Source organism: Nocardioides hankookensis (assembly GCF_042658885.1).
Classification (GTDB): Bacteria; Actinomycetota; Actinomycetes; order Propionibacteriales; family Nocardioidaceae; genus Nocardioides; species Nocardioides hankookensis.
The window spans coordinates 300,205-318,058 of record NZ_JBHSRJ010000004.1; the positions used below are offsets into that span (position 1 = coordinate 300,205).

The 17,854-nt window shown below is 71.9% G+C and carries 22 protein-coding genes; 15 read left to right on the forward strand and 7 right to left on the reverse strand.

The features are described from left to right. The first annotated feature begins 52 nt into the window (after nt 1–52). The 6 genes from ACFPYL_RS07810 to purE all read left to right on the forward strand — a co-directional run bounded on the left by ACFPYL_RS07810 (nt 53) and on the right by purE (nt 4,419). On the forward strand, nt 53–844 hold the full coding sequence (locus ACFPYL_RS07810; RefSeq protein ID WP_379152654.1) for a biotin--[acetyl-CoA-carboxylase] ligase: 792 nt from the start codon (nt 53–55) through the stop codon (nt 842–844). 12 nt (nt 845–856) lie between these two features. Beyond that, nucleotides 857–1,363, forward strand: a complete 507-nt coding sequence (locus ACFPYL_RS07815; protein ID WP_056158362.1) for a PH domain-containing protein — start codon at nt 857–859, stop codon at nt 1,361–1,363. Then, nucleotides 1,347–2,333, forward strand: a complete 987-nt coding sequence (locus ACFPYL_RS07820; RefSeq protein ID WP_379152656.1) for an adenylate/guanylate cyclase domain-containing protein — start codon at nt 1,347–1,349, stop codon at nt 2,331–2,333. Before ACFPYL_RS07815 ends, ACFPYL_RS07820 begins: the two co-directional genes overlap by 17 nt. Before the next feature lie 62 nt (nt 2,334–2,395). Then, complete coding sequence (locus tag ACFPYL_RS07825) at nt 2,396–2,713, forward strand: winged helix-turn-helix domain-containing protein (RefSeq protein ID WP_379152658.1); 318 nt, start codon at nt 2,396–2,398, stop codon at nt 2,711–2,713. A gap of 22 nt (nt 2,714–2,735) precedes the next feature. Beyond that, nucleotides 2,736–3,908, forward strand: a complete 1,173-nt coding sequence (locus ACFPYL_RS07830; protein WP_379152660.1) for a 5-(carboxyamino)imidazole ribonucleotide synthase — start codon at nt 2,736–2,738, stop codon at nt 3,906–3,908. A gap of 1 nt (nt 3,909) precedes the next feature. Next, nucleotides 3,910–4,419 (forward strand): 5-(carboxyamino)imidazole ribonucleotide mutase, encoded by a 510-nt coding sequence (gene purE, locus ACFPYL_RS07835; RefSeq protein WP_379152662.1) that lies wholly within the window; start codon nt 3,910–3,912, stop codon nt 4,417–4,419. Between the two features lie 108 nt (nt 4,420–4,527). Here the strand turns inward: purE and ACFPYL_RS07840 are convergent, their stop codons facing one another. Beyond that, the gene (locus ACFPYL_RS07840; RefSeq protein WP_379152664.1) at nt 4,528–5,772 is read right to left on the reverse strand and encodes an HNH endonuclease signature motif containing protein; all 1,245 of its coding nucleotides are present in this window, start codon (nt 5,770–5,772) and stop codon (nt 4,528–4,530) included. Nucleotides 5,773–6,177: 405 nt separating this feature from the next. Here ACFPYL_RS07840 and ACFPYL_RS07845 point away from each other — a divergent pair, with 405 nt between their 5' ends. Then, a complete protein-coding gene (locus ACFPYL_RS07845; RefSeq protein ID WP_379152666.1) occupies nt 6,178–6,813 on the forward strand; it encodes a DUF6758 family protein in 636 nt (211 codons plus the stop codon). 7 nt (nt 6,814–6,820) lie between these two features. Here the strand turns inward: ACFPYL_RS07845 and ACFPYL_RS07850 are convergent, their stop codons facing one another. After that, on the reverse strand, nt 6,821–7,450 hold the full coding sequence (locus ACFPYL_RS07850) for a DUF6226 family protein (protein WP_379152668.1): 630 nt from the start codon (nt 7,448–7,450) through the stop codon (nt 6,821–6,823). 63 nt (nt 7,451–7,513) lie between these two features. Here ACFPYL_RS07850 and ACFPYL_RS07855 point away from each other — a divergent pair, with 63 nt between their 5' ends. Next, nucleotides 7,514–8,410 carry a PHP domain-containing protein gene (locus tag ACFPYL_RS07855; protein ID WP_379152670.1) on the forward strand — a complete coding sequence of 299 codons (897 nt, stop codon included), beginning with the start codon at nt 7,514–7,516 and terminating at the stop codon, nt 8,408–8,410. On the opposite strand, the gene ACFPYL_RS07860 is transcribed toward ACFPYL_RS07855, so the two are convergent. Then, nucleotides 8,379–9,140 (reverse strand): SDR family NAD(P)-dependent oxidoreductase, encoded by a 762-nt coding sequence (locus ACFPYL_RS07860; protein ID WP_379152672.1) that lies wholly within the window; start codon nt 9,138–9,140, stop codon nt 8,379–8,381. The genes ACFPYL_RS07855 and ACFPYL_RS07860 overlap by 32 nt on opposite strands. A 149-nt stretch (nt 9,141–9,289) precedes the next feature. On the opposite strand from ACFPYL_RS07860, the gene ACFPYL_RS07865 reads away from it, so the two are divergent. Together ACFPYL_RS07865 and ACFPYL_RS07870 are read left to right on the forward strand one after the other, a co-directional pair. Continuing rightward, nucleotides 9,290–10,099, forward strand: a complete 810-nt coding sequence (locus tag ACFPYL_RS07865) for a ParA family protein (RefSeq protein WP_379152674.1) — start codon at nt 9,290–9,292, stop codon at nt 10,097–10,099. Next, nucleotides 10,096–10,824, forward strand: a complete 729-nt coding sequence (locus ACFPYL_RS07870) for a L,D-transpeptidase (protein WP_379152676.1) — start codon at nt 10,096–10,098, stop codon at nt 10,822–10,824. Before ACFPYL_RS07865 ends, ACFPYL_RS07870 begins: the two co-directional genes overlap by 4 nt. Nucleotides 10,825–10,839: 15 nt before the next feature. On the opposite strand, the gene ACFPYL_RS07875 is transcribed toward ACFPYL_RS07870, so the two are convergent. Beyond that, nucleotides 10,840–12,213 carry a DEAD/DEAH box helicase gene (locus ACFPYL_RS07875; RefSeq protein ID WP_379155398.1) on the reverse strand — a complete coding sequence of 458 codons (1,374 nt, stop codon included), beginning with the start codon at nt 12,211–12,213 and terminating at the stop codon, nt 10,840–10,842. Nucleotides 12,214–12,468: 255 nt separating this feature from the next. Here ACFPYL_RS07875 and ACFPYL_RS07880 point away from each other — a divergent pair, with 255 nt between their 5' ends. Further along, complete coding sequence (locus tag ACFPYL_RS07880) at nt 12,469–13,170, forward strand: ferritin-like fold-containing protein (RefSeq protein WP_379152678.1); 702 nt, start codon at nt 12,469–12,471, stop codon at nt 13,168–13,170. A 10-nt stretch (nt 13,171–13,180) separates the two neighbouring features. Here ACFPYL_RS07880 and ACFPYL_RS07885 read toward each other — a convergent pair whose 3' ends face one another. Genes ACFPYL_RS07885 through ACFPYL_RS07895 form a run of 3 tightly spaced genes read right to left on the reverse strand, consistent with a single transcriptional unit; the run spans nt 13,181 to nt 14,341 of the window. After that, nucleotides 13,181–13,450, reverse strand: a complete 270-nt coding sequence (locus tag ACFPYL_RS07885) for a hypothetical protein (RefSeq protein WP_379152680.1) — start codon at nt 13,448–13,450, stop codon at nt 13,181–13,183. Nucleotides 13,451–13,474: 24 nt separating this feature from the next. Further along, a complete protein-coding gene (locus tag ACFPYL_RS07890; protein WP_056158629.1) occupies nt 13,475–13,696 on the reverse strand; it encodes a DUF3107 domain-containing protein in 222 nt (73 codons plus the stop codon). Nucleotides 13,697–13,753: 57 nt separating this feature from the next. Then, on the reverse strand, nt 13,754–14,341 hold the full coding sequence (locus ACFPYL_RS07895) for a TetR/AcrR family transcriptional regulator (RefSeq protein ID WP_379155401.1): 588 nt from the start codon (nt 14,339–14,341) through the stop codon (nt 13,754–13,756). Between the two features lie 178 nt (nt 14,342–14,519). Between ACFPYL_RS07895 and moeZ the strand changes: the two genes are divergently transcribed. Genes moeZ through ACFPYL_RS07915 form a run of 4 tightly spaced genes read left to right on the forward strand, consistent with a single transcriptional unit; the run spans nt 14,520 to nt 17,854 of the window. Beyond that, nucleotides 14,520–15,719 (forward strand): adenylyltransferase/sulfurtransferase MoeZ, encoded by a 1,200-nt coding sequence (gene moeZ, locus ACFPYL_RS07900; protein ID WP_379152682.1) that lies wholly within the window; start codon nt 14,520–14,522, stop codon nt 15,717–15,719. A gap of 35 nt (nt 15,720–15,754) precedes the next feature. Beyond that, a complete protein-coding gene (locus ACFPYL_RS07905) occupies nt 15,755–16,633 on the forward strand; it encodes a hypothetical protein (protein ID WP_379152683.1) in 879 nt (292 codons plus the stop codon). 19 nt (nt 16,634–16,652) lie between these two features. Next, nucleotides 16,653–17,387: a DUF4129 domain-containing protein gene (locus ACFPYL_RS07910; protein ID WP_379152685.1), complete on the forward strand. Its 735-nt coding sequence runs from the start codon at nt 16,653–16,655 to the stop codon at nt 17,385–17,387. Continuing rightward, entirely contained in the window at nt 17,384–17,854 is a 471-nt protein-coding gene (locus ACFPYL_RS07915) for a hypothetical protein (protein ID WP_379152686.1), read from the forward strand. The genes ACFPYL_RS07910 and ACFPYL_RS07915 overlap by 4 nt, the downstream gene beginning before the upstream one ends.

The following is a 17,854-nucleotide window of genomic DNA, read 5'->3' on the forward strand; positions in this document are numbered from 1 at the left end:
TGGCGTGCGGTTGGGACCGTGGGTCAATCTAGTGCCCGTGACCGCAGACGCCATGAGACGCCCATCACTCGACGCCCGGCGACTGGCGTCGCTCGCCCCCGCACTGGACGTCGAGGTGCTGGAGGAGGCGACCTCCACGAACGCCGTCGCCGCCGACCGTGCGCGGTCGGGCGCCGCCGAGGGCCTCGTCGTCGTCGCCGAGAGCCAGAGTGCCGGTCGTGGCCGCCTGGACCGCACCTGGCACACGCCGCCGCGGGCCGCCCTGCTCTTCTCCGTGGTCCTGCGCCCGACCGTGCCCGCCGCCGACTGGCCGTGGCTGCCGCTGCTCACCGGCCTCTCCGTCTCGCGGGCGCTCCAGGGCCTGGGGTACGACGCGGGCGTGAAGTGGCCCAACGACGTGCTCATCGCCGACCGCAAGCTGGTCGGCATCCTGGTCGAGCGGGTCGAGACGCCGGACGGGCCGGCAGCGGTGGTCGGCGTCGGCATCAACGTCTCGCTGACGGCCGAGGAGCTGCCGGTCCCGACCGCGACGTCCCTGGCGATCGAGGGCGGCGCCGAGCCCGACCGCACCGCGGTGCTGGGGGCGGTCCTGAGCACGCTCGTCGAGGCGTACGACGCGTGGCAGGCGGGTGGCGCGGAGGCGCACCGCCGGCTCGCCACGTCGTACGCCGCAGCGTGCGTGACCGTGGGCCGCGACGTACGGGTGGAGATGCCGTCGGGGCAGCCGCTGCTCGGTCGGGCGACCGAGGTGGACTCCGGCGGCCGCCTCGTGGTGTCTGGACCGGACGGCGAGACGGCGGTCGGTGCGGGTGACGTAGTCCACGTGCGCGCCGTCGATCGGTGACATGATCGCCCCGTGGCCATCTCACCGAAGCTCCTGAACGAGGGCGAGAAAGTCGTCGTCGACACGCGCACGCACGTCAAGGCACTGATCTTCCCGATCTTCATGCTGGTCCTCTTCCTGGCGATCGGGACGTTCGTCCAGGTCAAGGTCGACCAGGGCATCCTGACGAACGGCGTGTGGATCCTGGTCGCCGTCGGTGTCATCTGGTTCGTGCTCCGGCCGCTGATCATCTGGGCGACCGCGACGTACACGTTCACCGACCGCCGGCTGATCACCCGCACCGGCGTGATCGTGCGGCGCGGGCACGACATGCCGCTGGCCCGGATCAGCGACATCGCCTACGAGTTCGGCCCGATCGACCGGCTGCTCGGCTGCGGCACGCTGCTGATCTCCGACGCGAGCACGCACGGCACGATCAAGCTGCACGACATCCCGCGGGTCGAGGAGACCCAGCGCCAGCTCAACCAGATGCTCCAGCGGATCCACGACCCCGCGGCAGGACATGACGACGGAGCCTGACCAGCCCGGCCCCGACGACCTCGAGCGCGCGATCCTCGGGGAGACGCCGGAGCTCAACGCCCAGGAGGTCGCCGAGGCCACCGGCGTGACCCTCGAGGAGGCCCGCCGGCTCTGGCGTGCCCTGGGCTTCCCCGAGCACGGCCTCGAGAACGCCTACACCGACGCGGACACCGAGGCGCTGTCCACGATGATCAGCGCCGTCCGCGGCGGCCTGATCGACTTCGACCTCGCGGTCAACCTGACCCGCGCCGTCGGCCAGACCATGGCCCGGCTGGCGGACTGGGAGGTCTCGACGCTGGTGTCGCGGGTCGACGAGCTCGCCGCCGACCCGGGGACCGACGAGGGGCGCACCGGTTCTGCGCTGCGCCTGATCGAGCAGATCAAGGACCCCTTCGAGGAGTTGCTCGTCTACGTCTGGCGCCGCCACCTCGCCGCCGCTGTCGCCCGGGTCGAGGCCCTGCGGGCCAACGAGGAGGACCTCAACACGGTCCAGCTCACGGTGGGCTTCGCCGACATCGTCAGCTTCACCGCCCTCTCCAACCGGCTCACCGAGGAGCGGATCGGCGACCTGGTCGAGATCTTCGAGTCCCGGTGCGCCGACGTCGTCACCACCCAGGGTGGTCGGGTCATCAAGAGCATCGGGGACTCGGTGCTGTTCGTGAGCGACGACCCTGTCCGGGCCTACGACATCGCCGAGGGCATCATCAACGTCGTCGGCCGTGACGCCCGGATGCCCGACATCCGCCTCGGCCTGGCCAGCGGGGCGGTCGTGATGCGGCTCGGTGACGTCTTCGGACCGCCGGTCAACCTGGCGGCCCGGCTGACCGCGGTCGCCCGGCGCAACCGCATCATCATCGACGCGACCACCGCCGACCTGCTGCCGGAGGACGAGTTCGAGACCCGGCGGCTGCCGGCCCGGCCGGTCCGCGGCTTCGGCATCGTCGAACCGTTGACCGTCCGTCGCGCCTAGGCAACCCCAGGAAATTCCGCCATTTGCCCACGTGACACGTGTCACCTTCTTACGGTGGGCGGATGATCGAGGTCCAGGAGATCAAGCTCGATCCCGAGGCACGCCGTACGTGGCGCGGGAGCGAGGAGATCGTGCTGTCGCGCAAGGAGTTCGACCTCGTGCACGCCCTGATGACCCGGGCCGGTGACATCGTCAGCCGCGAGGACCTGATGCGCGAGGTCTGGCACACGACGTTCTGGACGTCCTCGAAGACGATCGACGTGCACCTGGGGTGGGTACGCCGCAAGCTCGGTGACGACAGCCGCCAGCCGCACCTGATCACCACGATCCGCGGCCGCGGGCTCCGGTTCGAGACCGAGGACCTGCGCAACGGGTCCTGACGCCGACCTCTAGGCTGGGCGCGTGCCTGCGCCGGACCCCACCCACGCGCCCACGCTCGCCGTGATCGGTGGCGGCCAGCTGGCCCGGATGATGGCGGAGCCCGCGGCCGCGCTCGGCCTGCCGCTGCGGCTGCTCGCCGAGGCCGAGGGCGTCTCCGCCGCGCAGGTGATCCCGGACCACCGGGTCGGCGACTACCACGACCTCGCGACGCTGCGGGAGGTCACCAGCGGCTGCCCGGTCGTGACCTTCGACCACGAGCACGTCCCGACCGAGCACCTGCACGCGCTCGAGGCCGACGGCGTCGCCGTACGACCCGGGCCGGAGGCGCTCGTGCACGCCCAGGACAAGGGCGTGATGCGCGAGCGGCTCGCCGAGCTCGGCGTGCCGTGCCCGCGCAACGCGATCGTGGCTGACGTCGCGGACGTGGAGTCGTTCGGCTTCCCGTGCGTGCTCAAGACGACGCGGGGCGGGTACGACGGCAAGGGCGTGTGGTTCGTCCGCTCGGCCGACGACTGTGCCGACGCGTTCGCCGCGGCCGAGGCCGCCGGCGTGCGGATCCTCGCCGAGGAGCTGGTCGACTTCCGGCGCGAGCTGTCGGCGCTGGTCGCCCGCTCGCCGAGCGGCCAGGCGGCGTCGTACCCCGTCGTCGCCTCGACCCAGCTCGACGGCATCTGCCACGAGGTGGTCGCGCCCGCGCCCGACCTCGACCCGGAGCTGGCCGGGCAGGCGCAGGAGGTCGCGCTGCGGATCGCCGGCGCGCTCGGCGTCACGGGCGTCCTGGCCGTCGAGCTGTTCGAGACCAACGACGGCCGGATCCTCGTCAACGAGCTCGCGATGCGCCCGCACAACACCGGGCACTGGACCCAGGACGGCGCGGTGACCTCGCAGTTCGAGAACCACCTGCGCGCCGTGCTCGACCTGCCGCTCGGCTCCCCGGCCCCGCGGGCGCGGTGGACGGTGATGGTCAACATCCTCGGTGGTCCTGATGCGTCGGTCGGGCGCCTCTACGACGGCTACCCGCACGCGCTCGCGCGCGACCCGCACCTGCGGGTGCACCTCTACGGCAAGGACCTCCGTCCGGGACGCAAGGTCGGGCACGTCAACGCCTACGGCGACGACCTCGACGAGTGTCTCGAGCGGGCCCGGCACGCGGCCGCGTGGTTCCGGGGCGACCTGGGAAACGAGAGTGAATGAGATGGCATCCGTCGGCATCGTGATGGGCTCCGACTCCGACTGGCCGGTGATGCGGCTGGCCGGCGAGGCGCTGGCCGAGTTCGACATCGCCTACGAGGCCGACGTCGTCTCCGCACACCGGATGCCGGAGGAGATGCTGTCCTACGGTCGTGACGCGGCCTCGCGCGGGCTCTCGGTGATCATCGCCGGCGCCGGGGGAGCGGCCCACCTGCCGGGCATGCTCGCCGCGGTCACGCCGCTGCCCGTGATCGGCGTACCGGTCCCACTGAAGTACCTCGACGGCATGGACTCGCTGCTCTCGATCGTGCAGATGCCCGCTGGCGTCCCTGTCGCCACCGTCGCCGTCGGCGGCGCCCGCAACGCCGGCCTGCTCGCCGTGCGCATCCTCGCCGCCACCTCACCGGAGCTGCAGGAGAAGATGTCGGCCTTCCAGGCCGAGCTGAAGAAGTCCGCCCAGGAGAAGGGCGCGGTCGTCCGCAACGACTCCGGGCCTCGACGGGTGGGTTTCTAGCTCGGCACCCTCGATGGTTGAGGTGCGAGCGCAGCGAGCCTCGAAACCACCCACCGGCCGCAGTGGGCGTGGGAGTGGCCCCACCGGCGGTGGCCGGTGGGGTGGTGGTCAGCGGGTTCGTCGCCGTCGGTGGTCGTCGAAGTCGACGGGGTGGGTGCGGCCCTTCGGGGTGGTCCACAGGAAGCCGGTGCGGGAGGTGCGGTGGTAGGTCCAGCCGCCGAACGTCTTGACCCGGTGGTGGTAGCGGCACAGTGGCGCCAGGTTCGAGCTGGTGGTCTTCCCGCCCTGGTTGTAGGGCTGGATGTGGTCGAGGTCGCAACCCCGGGCTTCCTTGTTGCAGTGCGGGAACACGCACGTCGGCGTGATCAGGATGGCCTGCTCCCGCTGTCGGTCCGAGGGGGTGTACCGGTCGACGGTGATCTCCTCGGACAGATCCAACACCGGTCGGATGCTGACCCGGGTGCCTTGCTGGGTGCACCACTCAGACAGCTGCTCGATGGTCGCGTAGGGCAGGTGGGCGCCCTCAACACTCACGATGCCGTGGGCCTCGTCGGGCTGGTGGTGGGCGTAGATCACCACCTCACGCGGCACAGCAGCATCGCCACCGAGCTGGCCGGCGGCCATCGCGCGGCGGATGTCGAGGTCGAGCTCGGGGTGGTCGGCGAGGAGGGCGTGGGCGCCGGCCTTGATCTGGGCCTCCAACGCGAGGGCGTCGGTGTAGTCCAGAAGCCCGGACACGGGGACGAGGCCGTCGTTGAGGTGGGTGACGGTGAGACCGATGTCGAGGTGCTGGTCGCGGGACCTATCCAGCCGGATGCCTTCGGCGTGCTCGGGGTCTGCTTCGGCAGCGGCGGTCTCGACGGCGTTCTCGACCTTGACCCACGAGCACGAGCCCAGCAAGGGTGCGAGGTCACCGTCCACGCTGGCGGCGGCGATGGGGTCGAGACGGCGGGTGCGGTCGGTGACCCGGCGGACCTTCCACACCGCGACCTCCCCGGTCATCGCGCGCGCCCAGATCTGCGGGAGCCGGTACTTCGCTTCCAGGGCTGCACCGAGGTACGCCCGACCTTGGTGAGCGGTCATCCCGACTGCGGCGGCGAACTCCGCGACCGCGAACTCACTCATCCCCGGTGCACCCTCGCCGGCGAGGGCGATCGGCTGGTCGCCGAACATCACCAGCTCACCCAGCTCGTCGACCACCGCGTCCTCGACGGGTGCCGGGTGCGCTTCGGCCCACCGGGCCGCGAGCTCGAACTTCTTCGCGGCGGCGAGTCGTTCGGCGAGGTCGGCCTCGGTCGCGCACGCCAACAGGTCCCGCAGCTGCGGGACCTGGGTCCGGGTGCGTCGAGCCATGCTCGATCCTACCACGATTCGAACAGATGTGCGAATGAGGTTGTGAAGAAGTTTCGACGAGATCTACCAGTAGCGGGGTGGTGGTTTCGAGGCTCGCTGCGCTCGCACCTCAACCACCGTGTGCCGGGAGGCGGCCCCGGCCACGAGCCCGCCGTGCCCGTGTAGGAAGCCTGTCGGCGCGCGGGGGCGGTGGTGTCGAGGCTCGCTGCGCTCGCACCTCAACCACCGCGCACCACCCTGCTATGCCCGGGCCACGACGGTCGACCCGCGCGGACCCGCAGGCCGACAAGTGGCCGGAAGTCGCCCGCGCAACCACAGCGAGCGGCGACCATCACGAACCGCGGCGCTGCCGGCAGCTCCGCAGGCACCCTTGACGGCCGCGGCGCCGATCCGCACCGTTGTCCCATGCTGACGGCGAGCTGCGTGCGCTGCCCGGCTCCCGTGGCGGAGACGACGGACGGCGGCTGGTCGTGCCCGGACCACGGAGTGACGAGTCCGCTGTGGCGCGCGGAGGAGGCGTCGTACGACGGGTTCGCGGAGCACCTGCGCACGGCGGACGGCTTCCCGACGTACGTGCCGTGGCCGCTGAGCCCGGGGTGGACGCTGACGGACTTCGCCGCCGTCGCGCCGGCACCGGGGCGGGCGACGGCGGCGCTGACCTGTGCGTCCGGGACCAGCGAGCTCGACGGTCCGGTCGACGTGCTCGTCGTGGCCGAGGAGGCCGGCACCGGGCTGGGGGCGCGGTGCGCGGGGACGCGCTACACCGACCCGGGATCGGAGATCGGCGAGCGGCCGCCGTCGGCGCGGGTGCGGATCGGCAGCCAGTCGGTCAACCTGTGGGACATCTCGACGAGCAGCGCGGACGGCGAGTGGGACCGGTCCGTGCTGGCGGGCGAGGCGGCGGGCCGCTGGCTGTGGATCGTGATGCGGCCGGCGTCGGCGCTGCTGCTCTTCCGCGACGACTGGATCCTGCGCGACGTGTCGGGCGCCGGGCCGCAGCTGGTCGAGCTGCCCTTCGGGGGACACCGCCCCGGCTGGTGAGGTCGGGTCAGAGCCAGGGCCGGCCGGCCCAGCGGCGTACGTCGTCGGGAGGTGGCCGGGCGCCGTCGAGCCAGCGCTCGTCGATCTGGCCGGTGCCCTGCCACCCGTCCAGCATCCGGGTCACCGACCCGCCCGGGCCCTGCGCGTGGACGACGCCGCCACGCGCGACGGTGAGCACCCAGCCGTCGAGGACCTCCAGGAGGTCCGCCGAGCCGGAGTCGCAGGCGTCGCAGCCGCAGTCGGGCAGGAGGTCGATCCGCGCCGCGCCTCCGGCTCCGTCGGGCAGGCCCAGGTCCAGGCCGTACGGCGCGCCGTCGACCTCCGTCGTGAGGGCGACCAGTGTCAGCGCGCCCGGTCGCGTCGGGACCAACGAGCGGCGCAGGCCCTCCCGCTCCTCAGCCGCCACGTCGCGCTCGTCGAGCACCCGTGCCCAGGCGTCGAGCCGGGTGCCGAGGATGCGGTACTTGCCCGGGTCCAGGACCCGGGAGTACTCCTCCTCGAGGGGGTGCCGGTCCGGGTGCGGGTCGGGCCAGCCCGGCGTCGTCGCCCCGGTCTCCACGAAGGCGCGCCCCACCTCAGCGAGCAGGTCGTCCGCCCAGGGCGGGCGCGGCGGCGGCGGCGGTGTGAAGTCGTGCACCCGGCGAGTGTGGGAGCCGGTGCCGACCGTCGCAACCGAGTTCCCACCGCCTAGGGTTGGCCCGTGCGCATCGACCTGCACACGCACTCCCGCGCCAGCGACGGGACCGACACCCCGGCCGAGCTGGTGCGCGCAGCGGCGCGGGCCGGGCTCGACGTCGTGGCGATCACCGACCACGACACGGCCGACGGCTGGGTGGAGGCGTCGGCGGCCGCCGACGAGGTCGGCATCACCCTGGTCCCGGGCATGGAGATCAGCACCGGCCACCACGGTCGCAGCGTGCACCTGCTCGCATACCTCCCCGACCCCACGAGCCCCGCGCTGGCCGACGAGCTGGCCCGCGTGCTGACCGGTCGCGAGTCCCGGGTGCCCGACATGGTGCAGCGGCTGCGCGGCCTCGGCATCGAGATCACCGTCGACGACGTACGCGCGGCCGCGCACGGTGCCGCAGCCACCGGACGACCGCACATCGCCGACGCGCTCGTCACCCTGGGCGTCGTCGGTGACCGCACCGAGGCGTTCGACCGCTACCTCGGCGCCGGCAAGGTCGCGTTCGTGAACCGGTACGCCGCTCCGCTGGAAGCGACGATCCGCGCGGTGACCGAGGCCGGCGGGGTGTCCGTGATCGCGCACCCGTGGGGGAGGGGCGGCCTGGGTCGGCCCGACGAGGCCACGCTGGCGCGGCTGCGCGCCGGCGGGCTCGCGGGGATCGAGGTCGACCACCAGGACCACGACGCTGCCACCCGCGAGCGGCTACGGGCGATGGCGCGCGACCTGGGCCTGGTCGCCACGGGGTCGAGCGACTACCACGGCGTCGGCAAGATCGACCACGACCTGGGCTGCAACACCACGGCCCCGGAGGAGTACGAGCGGCTGATGGCGATGGCCGCCGAGGCGGCCGCCCGCAGCGATCGGGCGACGCCGGTCATCACTTCCGGCCGAGGCCCTGGAACCGCTTGAGCAACGGCGTCGGGACCATCCGGGCCGCGCGCGTGATCACCTTGTACTGAGCGCCGGGGATCGAGAAGACCTTGCCCTTGGCGTGGTCCGCGAGAGCATCGGCGACCAGCTCGTCGGCGTCGAGCCACATGAACTCGGGCGCCGAGCCGCGCGAGACGTCCATCCGCTCGTGGAACTCGGTCTTGGTGAAGCCCGGGCACAGGCAGGTGATCGTGACGCCCTGGTCGCGGTACTCGTACGCCGCCCACTCCGAGAAGGAGTTCACCCACGCCTTCGCGGCGCTGTAGCTGCCGCGGGGCAGGAAGGACGCGACGCTCGAGACGTTGATGATGCCGCCACTGCCACGCTCGGTCATCGGTCCGAGGGCGGCGTGGCTGAGCCGCATCACGGCGGTGACCAGCACCTCGAGCATCGCCTGCTCGGCGTCGACGGAGTTGTCGAGGAAGCGCCGCTTCAGCCCGAAGCCCGCGTTGTTGACCAGCAGGTCGACCGGGCGGTCCCGGTCGGCGAGCCGCGCCTCGACCGCGGCGAGCTCCTCGCGGTCGACGAGGTCGGCCGGCAGCACCTCGACGGCGACGGCGTACGACGCGGTCAGCTCGGCCGCCTCGGCCTCCAGCCGGGCTCGGTCGCGGGCGACCAGGACCAGGTCGTAGCCCTGGGCGGCGAGCTGGTGGGCGAAGGACCGACCGATACCTGCGGTGGGTCCGGTCACGAGCGCAGTCTTCGACATGTGCCCGAGTAAATCAGGCGTCAGCTCAAGCAGGTGCCTGCGGGATCTGTGCGCACCGGTCCGGCATGATGGGCAGCGATGAGCACCCCACGACGTTCTCCGCTTCCTCCGCTGCGCTCCCCCAGCGGACAACGCCGCAGGGACCCCGCATGACCACCACGCTCGCGATCGCCAACCAAAAGGGCGGCGTCGCCAAGACCACGACCGTCGCCTCGGTCGGCGCCGCTCTGGCGGAGCTCGGGCACTCCGTGCTGCTGGTCGACCTCGACGCGCAGGCGTGCCTGACCTTCTCGCTGGGCATCGACCCCGAGGACCTCGAGCTCTCCGTGCACCACGTGCTCACCAAGGGCGTCGACCCGAGCGAGGTCATCATCGCGACCGACGACGGCGTCGACCTGCTGCCGGCCACGATCGAGCTGGCGCGCGCGGAGGCCGAGCTGCTGACCCGCACCGGCCGCGAGCACGTCGTGAAGACGATGGTCGAGACGCTCGCCGAGGAGGGCACCGAGTACGACTGGGTGCTCCTCGACTGCCCGCCCTCGCTCGGCGTGATGACGGTCGCGGCGCTCACCGCCGCCGACGGGGTGCTGATCCCGCTCCAGTGCGAGACGCTCTCGCACCGCGGCGTCGGCCAGCTGCTCGACACCGTCCACGACGTACGCCGCTTCACCAACCGCAAGCTCGAGGTCTGGGGCGTGCTGCCGACGCTGTACGACGGGCGCACCAACCACGCGCGCACCGTGCTCGAGACGATCTCGGACACCTACGACCTCGACGTGATCGAGCCGCCGATCCCGAAGACGATCAAGTTCGCCGAGGCGCCCGCCGCCGGGCGGTCGATCCTCGCCACCAGCCGCAGCAGCAAGGGTGCCCGCGCCTACCGCGAGGCGACGGAGAACCTCGTCGCCCGGTCGAAGCGACCGAAGGCCAAGAAGAAGAAGGCGGGACGGGCGTCATGACCGAGTCCCGCGGCGCCCACCGGGCAGCGCCGGTCCGGCCCCGCTACGGCCGGCTCAGCGCTCTGGGGGTCTCGCTCGCGGTGACGGCGATCGCGGTGCTCGGCTCGTTCGGCGCGCTGCCGTTCTCGGACGGCGACGGCGCCGAGGCGCAGCAGCAACCAGCCAACCAGTCCGGCCAGGCCAGCCCGGCCGCCGCCGACATCGGGGCGGCGGTGCAGTCGTCGGACGACACCACGCCGTCCGGCACCGCGCCCGACGAGTCGACGTCGACCACGTCGGCGGACAGCACCGAGTCGGCCACCGACCCCGCTCGCGACACCGCACTTCCGGCCGACTCCGGCACCGGCAAGCGGGTCGTCTTCAGCCAGAGCCGGCAGCGGGTCTGGCTGGTCGACGCGGACACGGGCGTCCGGCGTACCTACCTGGTGTCCGGCAGCACCCTCGACAACCTCGAGCCCGGCACCTACGACGTCTACAGCAAGTCGCGCTGGGCGGTCGGCATCGACGACTCCGGGGTGATGGAGTACTTCGTGCGCTTCGCCCAGGGTCCGAGCGGCGCCGCGATCGGCTTCCACACGATCCCCACCAAGGACGGCGTGCCGCTGCAGACCAAGGCGCAGCTCGGCACCCCGCAGTCGCACGGCTGCATCCGGCAGAAGACCCCCGACGCGGTCGCGCTGTGGAACTTCGCGCCGGTCGGGGGCACCGTCGTCGTCACCGCCTAGCGGCGGACGCCGAGGTCACTCGGCAGCGGGAGCCTTGTCGCCGCCCGAGCCGCCGGAGCGGCGCCGACGGTTGCGGTTGCGGTTGCGGCTCGCACCGGCGGGGGCGTCGCCGCCACCCTCGGTGCTCGCGGCCGGCGCGCCGGTCGTGGCGGCCTCGCCGGAGCGGGTGCGGGTCCGGTTGCGGTTCCGGTTGCGCGCCGGGCGGTCGCCGCCACGCTCACCGGAGCGCTCGCCCCGGTCCTCGCGCGGCTTGCGCTCCACCGGCGCCGGGTCGACGATGCGGCCCTTGGTGCCGGGGGCGATGCCCTGGTCGTGGAAGAGGTGCTCGGACGTCGAGTAGGTCTCCTGCGGCTCGTCGAACGGCAGGTCCAGCGTCTTGTTGATCATCTTCCAGCGGTGCAGGTCCGCCCAGTCGACGAAGGTGATCGCGATGCCGGAGGCACCTGCGCGGCCGGTGCGGCCGATCCGGTGGACGTAGGTCTTGTCGTCCTCGGGGCAGGTGTAGTTGATGACGTGCGAGACGCCGCGGACGTCGATGCCGCGGGCGGCGACGTCGGTCGCGACCAGGACCTGGATCTTGTCCTCGCGGAACTTCGTGAGCGCCTTCTCGCGCGCCACCTGCGCCATGTCGCCGTGCAGGGGGCTGGCCTTGAAGCCGCGCTCGGTCAGGTCGTCGGCGACGCGCTGCGCCTGCCGCTTGGTGCGGGTGAAGACGATGATCTTCTCGACGTCCTCGGCCTGCAGGATGCGGCCGATGATCTCGGGCTTGTCCAGGTCGTGGGCCTGGTAGATGAACTGCGCGGTGGCGGGCACCGTCGCGTTCTCGTACGACGACTCGGCGCGGATGTTCATCGGGTGCCGCATGTGCATCCGGGCCAGCGACACGATCGCCGAGGGCATGGTCGCGGAGAAGAGCATCGTCTGCCGGGTCTCCGGGGTCATCCGGAGCAGCTTCTCGACGTCGGGCAGGAAGCCCAGGTCGAGCATCTCGTCGGCCTCGTCGAGCACGAGCGCGTGCACGTGCGAGAGGTCGAGGGCGCGGCGGTTGGCCAGGTCGATGAGGCGGCCCGGGGTGCCGACGACGACGTCGACGCCGGACTCGAGCGCGTCGACCTGGGTGTCGTAGCCGACCCCGCCGTACACGGTCAGGACCCGGAGGCCGAGGTCGGCGCTGGCCAGCGCGAGGTCGCTGGAGACCTGGAGCGCGAGCTCACGGGTCGGGGCGACGATCAGCGCCTGCGGCTTGCCCTGCGGCATGTCGGCGTACGCCGGGTCGGTCGGCGTGACGCTGCGCTGCAGCACCGGGATGCCGAACGCGAGGGTCTTGCCGGTGCCGGTGCGGGCCTGGCCGATCAGGTCGGTGCCCAGCAGCGCGACGGAGAGGGTCATCTCCTGGATGGCGAAGGGGGTGGTGATGTTGGCGCGCTCGAGCGCGTCGCAAATCTCGGGGAGCACCCCGAGCTCTCGGAACGTGGTCAGTGTCTTCTGCTTTCGTGAGTCAGCCGGGTGTCAACCGAGTGAATGTCGGATGCGGCGGACTCCGTCACAGACAACGGGCAGGTCTGCCGCGCACATGCGGGAGGTCGCTGCCGACGAACAGCTGGGCGACCTCGGTCACGTCCACTGTATCTGTAGGGTGCGCACGTGCCCCCATCGACGCCGGACGACACCCCGGTCGCGTTCCAGGACCCGCAGTACCGCGAGGCCGTGATCGACCTGCTCGCCGCGATCGCGTACGGCGAGATCTCGGCCTTCGAGCGCCTCGCCGAGGACGCCAAGCTGGCGCCGTCGCTGGAGGACAAGGTCGCGATCGCCTCGATGGCGTCGGCGGAGCTCGGCCACGTCGCTTCGCTGCGCGCACGGCTCGCCGAGCTGGGGGCCGACCCGTTCGCGGCGATGGCGCCCTTCCGCCGCCCGATCGACAAGTTCCACGAGCACACGGCGCCCGCCGACTGGTACGAGGGCCTGATCAAGGCCTATGTCGGCGACGGCATGGCCAACGACTTCTACCGCGAGATCGCGGCCTACCTCGACCCCGACACCCGCGACCTGATCGTGGCCTCGCTCGAGGACACCGGGCACTCGGAGTTCGTCGTCGGACGCGTGCGCGCGGCGATCGCCGCGGACCCGCGGCTCGGGGGCCGGCTGGCGCTGTGGGGCCGCCGGCTGATGGGCGAGGCGCTCACCCAGGCGCAGCGGGTGGCCGCCGACCGGGACGCGCTCACCGCGCTGCTCGCCGGCGGCATCGACCGGCCCGGGCTCGACCTGGCCGCGCTCGGCCGGATGTTCGCCCGGATCACCGAGCGGCACGCCGAGCGGATGGCCGAGCTCGGCCTGGACTCCTAGAGCCGGACAGCTAGACGCGTCGGCGGCCGGTCAGCGTCGCCGCGATGGTGACGAGCACGGCCGCGACGACGACCTGCCAGCCGTGGCGCCACCAGTCGACGCCGAACGTCTGCGGGTCGAAGAACAGGCCGTAGAGGTAGTCACCGACGAGGCAGCCGCCGATCCCGCAGAGGATCGTCAGCCACAGCGGCACGTCGTCGCTGTCGCCGGGCGCGACCAGCTTGCCGAGCAGGCCGATCACGGTGCCACCGATCACGGCCCAGAGGAGGGCGGAGATCATCCCCGGATCATGCTCCTAGAACCGTCAGCTGCGGAAGCCGACCTGGCCGGCGACGCCGTGACCGAGCTCGACGTACGCCAGCTTCGCGACGGGGACGATCAGGCGACGGCCCTTGGCGTCCTTGAGGTTGAGCACGCCGTCGCCGGACACGGCGTCGGCGACGAGCTTCTCGACGGCCTCGGCGGTCTCGTCGACCTCGATCGTCAGCTCACGGGCGGCGTTCTGGACGCCGATCTTGACCTCCACGAGGTCCTCCTTCATCGGTGCTGTTCGGGGGGTGTTGCAGGGTGGTGCGGGGGGTGGTCAGTGGTCGTCGGTGAGCGGGTAGCCGCGGATGCCGCGCCAGGCCAGCCCCGCGACCAGCGCGGCGGCGTCCGGGCGGGGGATGTCACCGTGCTCCGCGAGCCAGAACCGCGCGCTCACCTGGGCCATTCCCACCAGGGAGACGGCCAGCAGACGGGAGGCGTCGTCGGGCAGGCCCGTGTCGTCGTGGATGACGTGCGCGATCATCGCCGCGCACTCGGTGGTGACCCGGTCGACGTGCTCGCGCACGGCGGGCTCGTTGGTCAGGTCGGACTCGAAGACGAGGCGGAACGCCCCGGTCTCGCTGGAGACGTACTCGAAGAACACGTCCATCGTCGCCGCGACCCGCTGCTTGTTGTCGTGCGTCGAGGCGAGCGCGTGGCGCGTGTTGTCGATGATCGTGTCGCAGGAGCGGTCCAGCAGTGCGAGGTAGAGGTCGAGCTTGCCGGGGAAGTGCTGGTAGAGCACGGGCTTGGAGACGCCCGCGCGCTCGGCGATGTCGTCCATCGCGGCTGCGTGGTAGCCCTGGGCCACGAACACCTCGAGGGCGGACTCCATCAGCTGGGCGCGTCGCTCCCGCCGGGGCATCCGGCCGCCGCGGGGTCGCGCCGGTGCGTCGTACTGCTCTGCCGTCACGCGCCGAACACTACCGGGCAGTCATCAGCGTCCGGATGACGGGACGCGGCGATCCGGGCTGCTTCTCGGCGGGGAACATGGCAGGACCGGAAGTTGTCGGCCCGGCAACCGATCGAACTAGGAGTACGCCGTGTCCTTTCCCGCGCTCGTGGAGCCCGCGGACGAGCTGACCATCGACGAGGTGCGTCGCTACAGCCGCCACCTGATCATCCCCGACGTCGGGATGACCGGTCAGAAGCGCCTCAAGAACGCCAAGGTGCTGGTCATCGGCGCCGGCGGTCTGGGCAGCCCGGCCCTGCTCTACCTCGCGGCGGCCGGCGTGCACACGCTCGGCATCGCGGAGTTCGACGAGGTCGACGAGTCCAACCTGCAGCGCCAGATCATCCACGGCCAGTCGGACATCGGGAAGTCGAAGGCGGTCTCGGCCAAGGAGTCGATCGCCGAGACCAACCCCTACGTCAACGTGATCGTGCACGAGACGCGTCTCGACAACGACAACGTCATGGAGATCTTCCGGGGCTACGACCTCATCGTCGACGGCACCGACAACTTCGCGACGCGCTACATGGTCAACGACGCGGCGTACTTCCTCGGCATCCCGTACGTCTGGGGCTCGATCTACCGCTTCGACGGCCAGGCCTCGGTCTTCGCGCCGACGCTCTCCGACGACGCGCCCTGCTACCGCTGCCTCTACCCGGAGCCCCCGCCGCCGGGCATGGTCCCGAGCTGCGCGGAGGGTGGCGTGCTCGGCGTGCTCTGCGCGTCGATCGGCTCGATCCAGGTCAACGAGGCCATCAAGCTGCTGACCGGCATCGGCGAGCCGCTGGTCGGCAAGCTGATGATCTACGACGCCCTCGAGATGGAGTACCGCAAGCTGAAGGTCCGCAAGGACCCGAACTGCGCGCTCTGCGGCGAGAACCCGACCGTCACCGGCCTCATCGACTACGACGCCTTCTGCGGTGCGATCTCCGACGACGCCGCCGAGGCGGCCGCCGGCTCGACGATCTCGGTCACCACGCTCGAGCACATGCTCAAGGAGCGCGCCGAGGGCACCCGCGACTTCGTCCTCGTCGACGTGCGCGAGCCGAACGAGTACGAGATCAACAAGATCCCCGGCTCCGTGCTGATCCCGAAGGGCGACTTCCTCAACGGCTCGGCCCTCGAGAAGCTGCCGGCCGACAAGCAGATCGTCATGCACTGCAAGTCGGGCGTCCGCTCGGCCGAGACGCTCGCCATCGTGAAGGGCGCCGGGTACGCCGACGCCGTGCACGTCGGCGGCGGTGTGGTCGCCTGGGTCAACCAGATCGACCCCTCGCAGCCCAGCTACTGACGTAACCGCGCTCACACCCGCTCGTTGGAGTGGGCATGAGCCTCTCCCGTTCCCAGCTGGCCGCCGTGTTCGCGGCCGTGACGATCACGATCCTGACCGCCGCGCTGCTGACGCTCACCCCGTCGCGCGCCGACAGCGCCCCGACGTGGGCGCCTGCCGACACGGCCGAGATCCACCCCGGCACGATGATGTACACGGCGGGTGCCCAGTGCACCGCCAACTTCGTCTACACCGACGGCGCCGGCAACGTGTACGTCGGCTACGCCGCCCACTGCGCCGGCCAGGGTGAGGCCACCGACACCAACGGCTGCAACGTCGAGTCGCTGCCGCTCGGCACGCCGGTCACCTTCAACGAGGGCGGCAGCGTGGTCGACGAGGGCACCCAGGTCGGCTCGGGCACGCTCGTCTACTCCTCGTGGCTGACCGAGAAGCAGCTCGGCACCACGGACCCCAACACCTGCGCCTACAACGACCTCGCCCTGGTGAAGGTCAGCGCCGCGGACATCGGCAAGGTCAACCCGTCGATCCCGTTCTGGGGCGGCCCGACCGGCATCGACACCGACGGCACCGCCGCGGGCGACCGGGTCTACACCTACGGCAACTCCAGCCTGCGCGCCGGCCTCGCCCCGCTCTCGCCGCACACCGGCATCAGCCTCGGCGACGACGCGGCGGACGGCGGTTGGTCACACCCGCTCTACACGGTCGGCCCCGGCATCCCCGGTGACTCCGGCTCGGCGTTCGTCTCGGCCGACGGCAAGGCGATCGGCGTCCTCTCGACGCTCGGCCTGGCCCCGCTGCCGCTGTCGAACAACATCGGCGACCTGGCCAAGGAGCTCGCGTTCGCCCAGCAGCACTCCGGCATCTCCGGTCTGCAGCTGGTCAACGGCACGGAGCCGTTCTCGCCCATCCTCTGATCCGGGTAGGTTGCCGGGCATGACCGCCCGGCGACCCGCTTCTCGGTGGGGAGCCCTGGCCGCGGCACTCGTCGCGGCCGGGGTTCTCCTCGTCGTCCTGCTGGTCACCTGGGCGGCGTCGATCGGCCCCAGTGGCGTGCTGCGCGGCGACGGACCCGGCGCCGCGCAACCCACCACGGCCCAGACCCGCGCCACGCCCACCGCTGCGCCGAAGCCGAAGCCGAAGCCGGCCGAGGACGAGCAGGACGGCGGCGGGGTGCTGTGGATCTTCGCGCTCCTCATCAACGTCGCGACCGCCGTGCTCGCGCTCGCGCTGCTCGTCTGGCTGGCCCGCTGGCTCACCGGCGTCCGTCGCGCACGTCGTGCCCGCCGTCGCCGCGAGGCCGCCGTGGACGCCGCGGACATCGACGTGCTGTCGCCGGGCGCGGCCGTCGCCCGCGGGCTCCTGGCCGACGTCGACGCCCAGCGGGCCGCGCTCTCGGGCGGTGCGCCGCGCAACGGCATCGTCGAGTGCTGGCACCGGTTCGAGGTCTCCGCGGCCGCGGCCGGGATCGAACGACGTGCGTGGGAGACGTCGTCGGAGCACACGCTCCGCGTCCTCGACCTCGTCGACGCCGACCCGACGGCCGTCTCCCGCCTCGCCGCGCTCTACCGCGAGGCGCGCTTCTCCGAGCACGAGCTCACCGAGGACGACCGGGCCGCTGCGGTCGCGGCGCTCGACCGGATCCACCACACGATCGGGGCTCCGGCGTGAAGGGGCGGTGGTGGCCCCGGGTCGCGGGCGGGTTCGCGGCGTACGTCGGCTTCGAGGTGCTGCTGACCCTGCTCGAGGCCGACCCCGACCCGGTGCGGCTCGCCCTGCTCGTCGCCACCTGCACGGCGATCCTCGGCCTGGTCGTCGACGCCCTCAACGGTGGTGAGCCGTCCTGGCAGGTCGACGTCGAGCGCCCGTCGGTGCGCGACAGCGGTGACCCGCGGCTGGTCCGCTACGTCGGGCTCATCGAGGCCCACCAGTCCTCGAGGACCCCGGACCACACCCTGCGCGACCGGCTCGCCGTGCTCACCGACCAGGTGCTCCGGCAGCGGCACGGCATCAGCCGCGCCGACGCGGGCGCCGACGTGGTGCTCGGACCCGAGCTGACCGACCTGCTCACCGGCCCGCCGCGACGCCTCAGCAACGCCCAGATCGACCGTTACCTGACCATCATCGAGGAGCTCTGA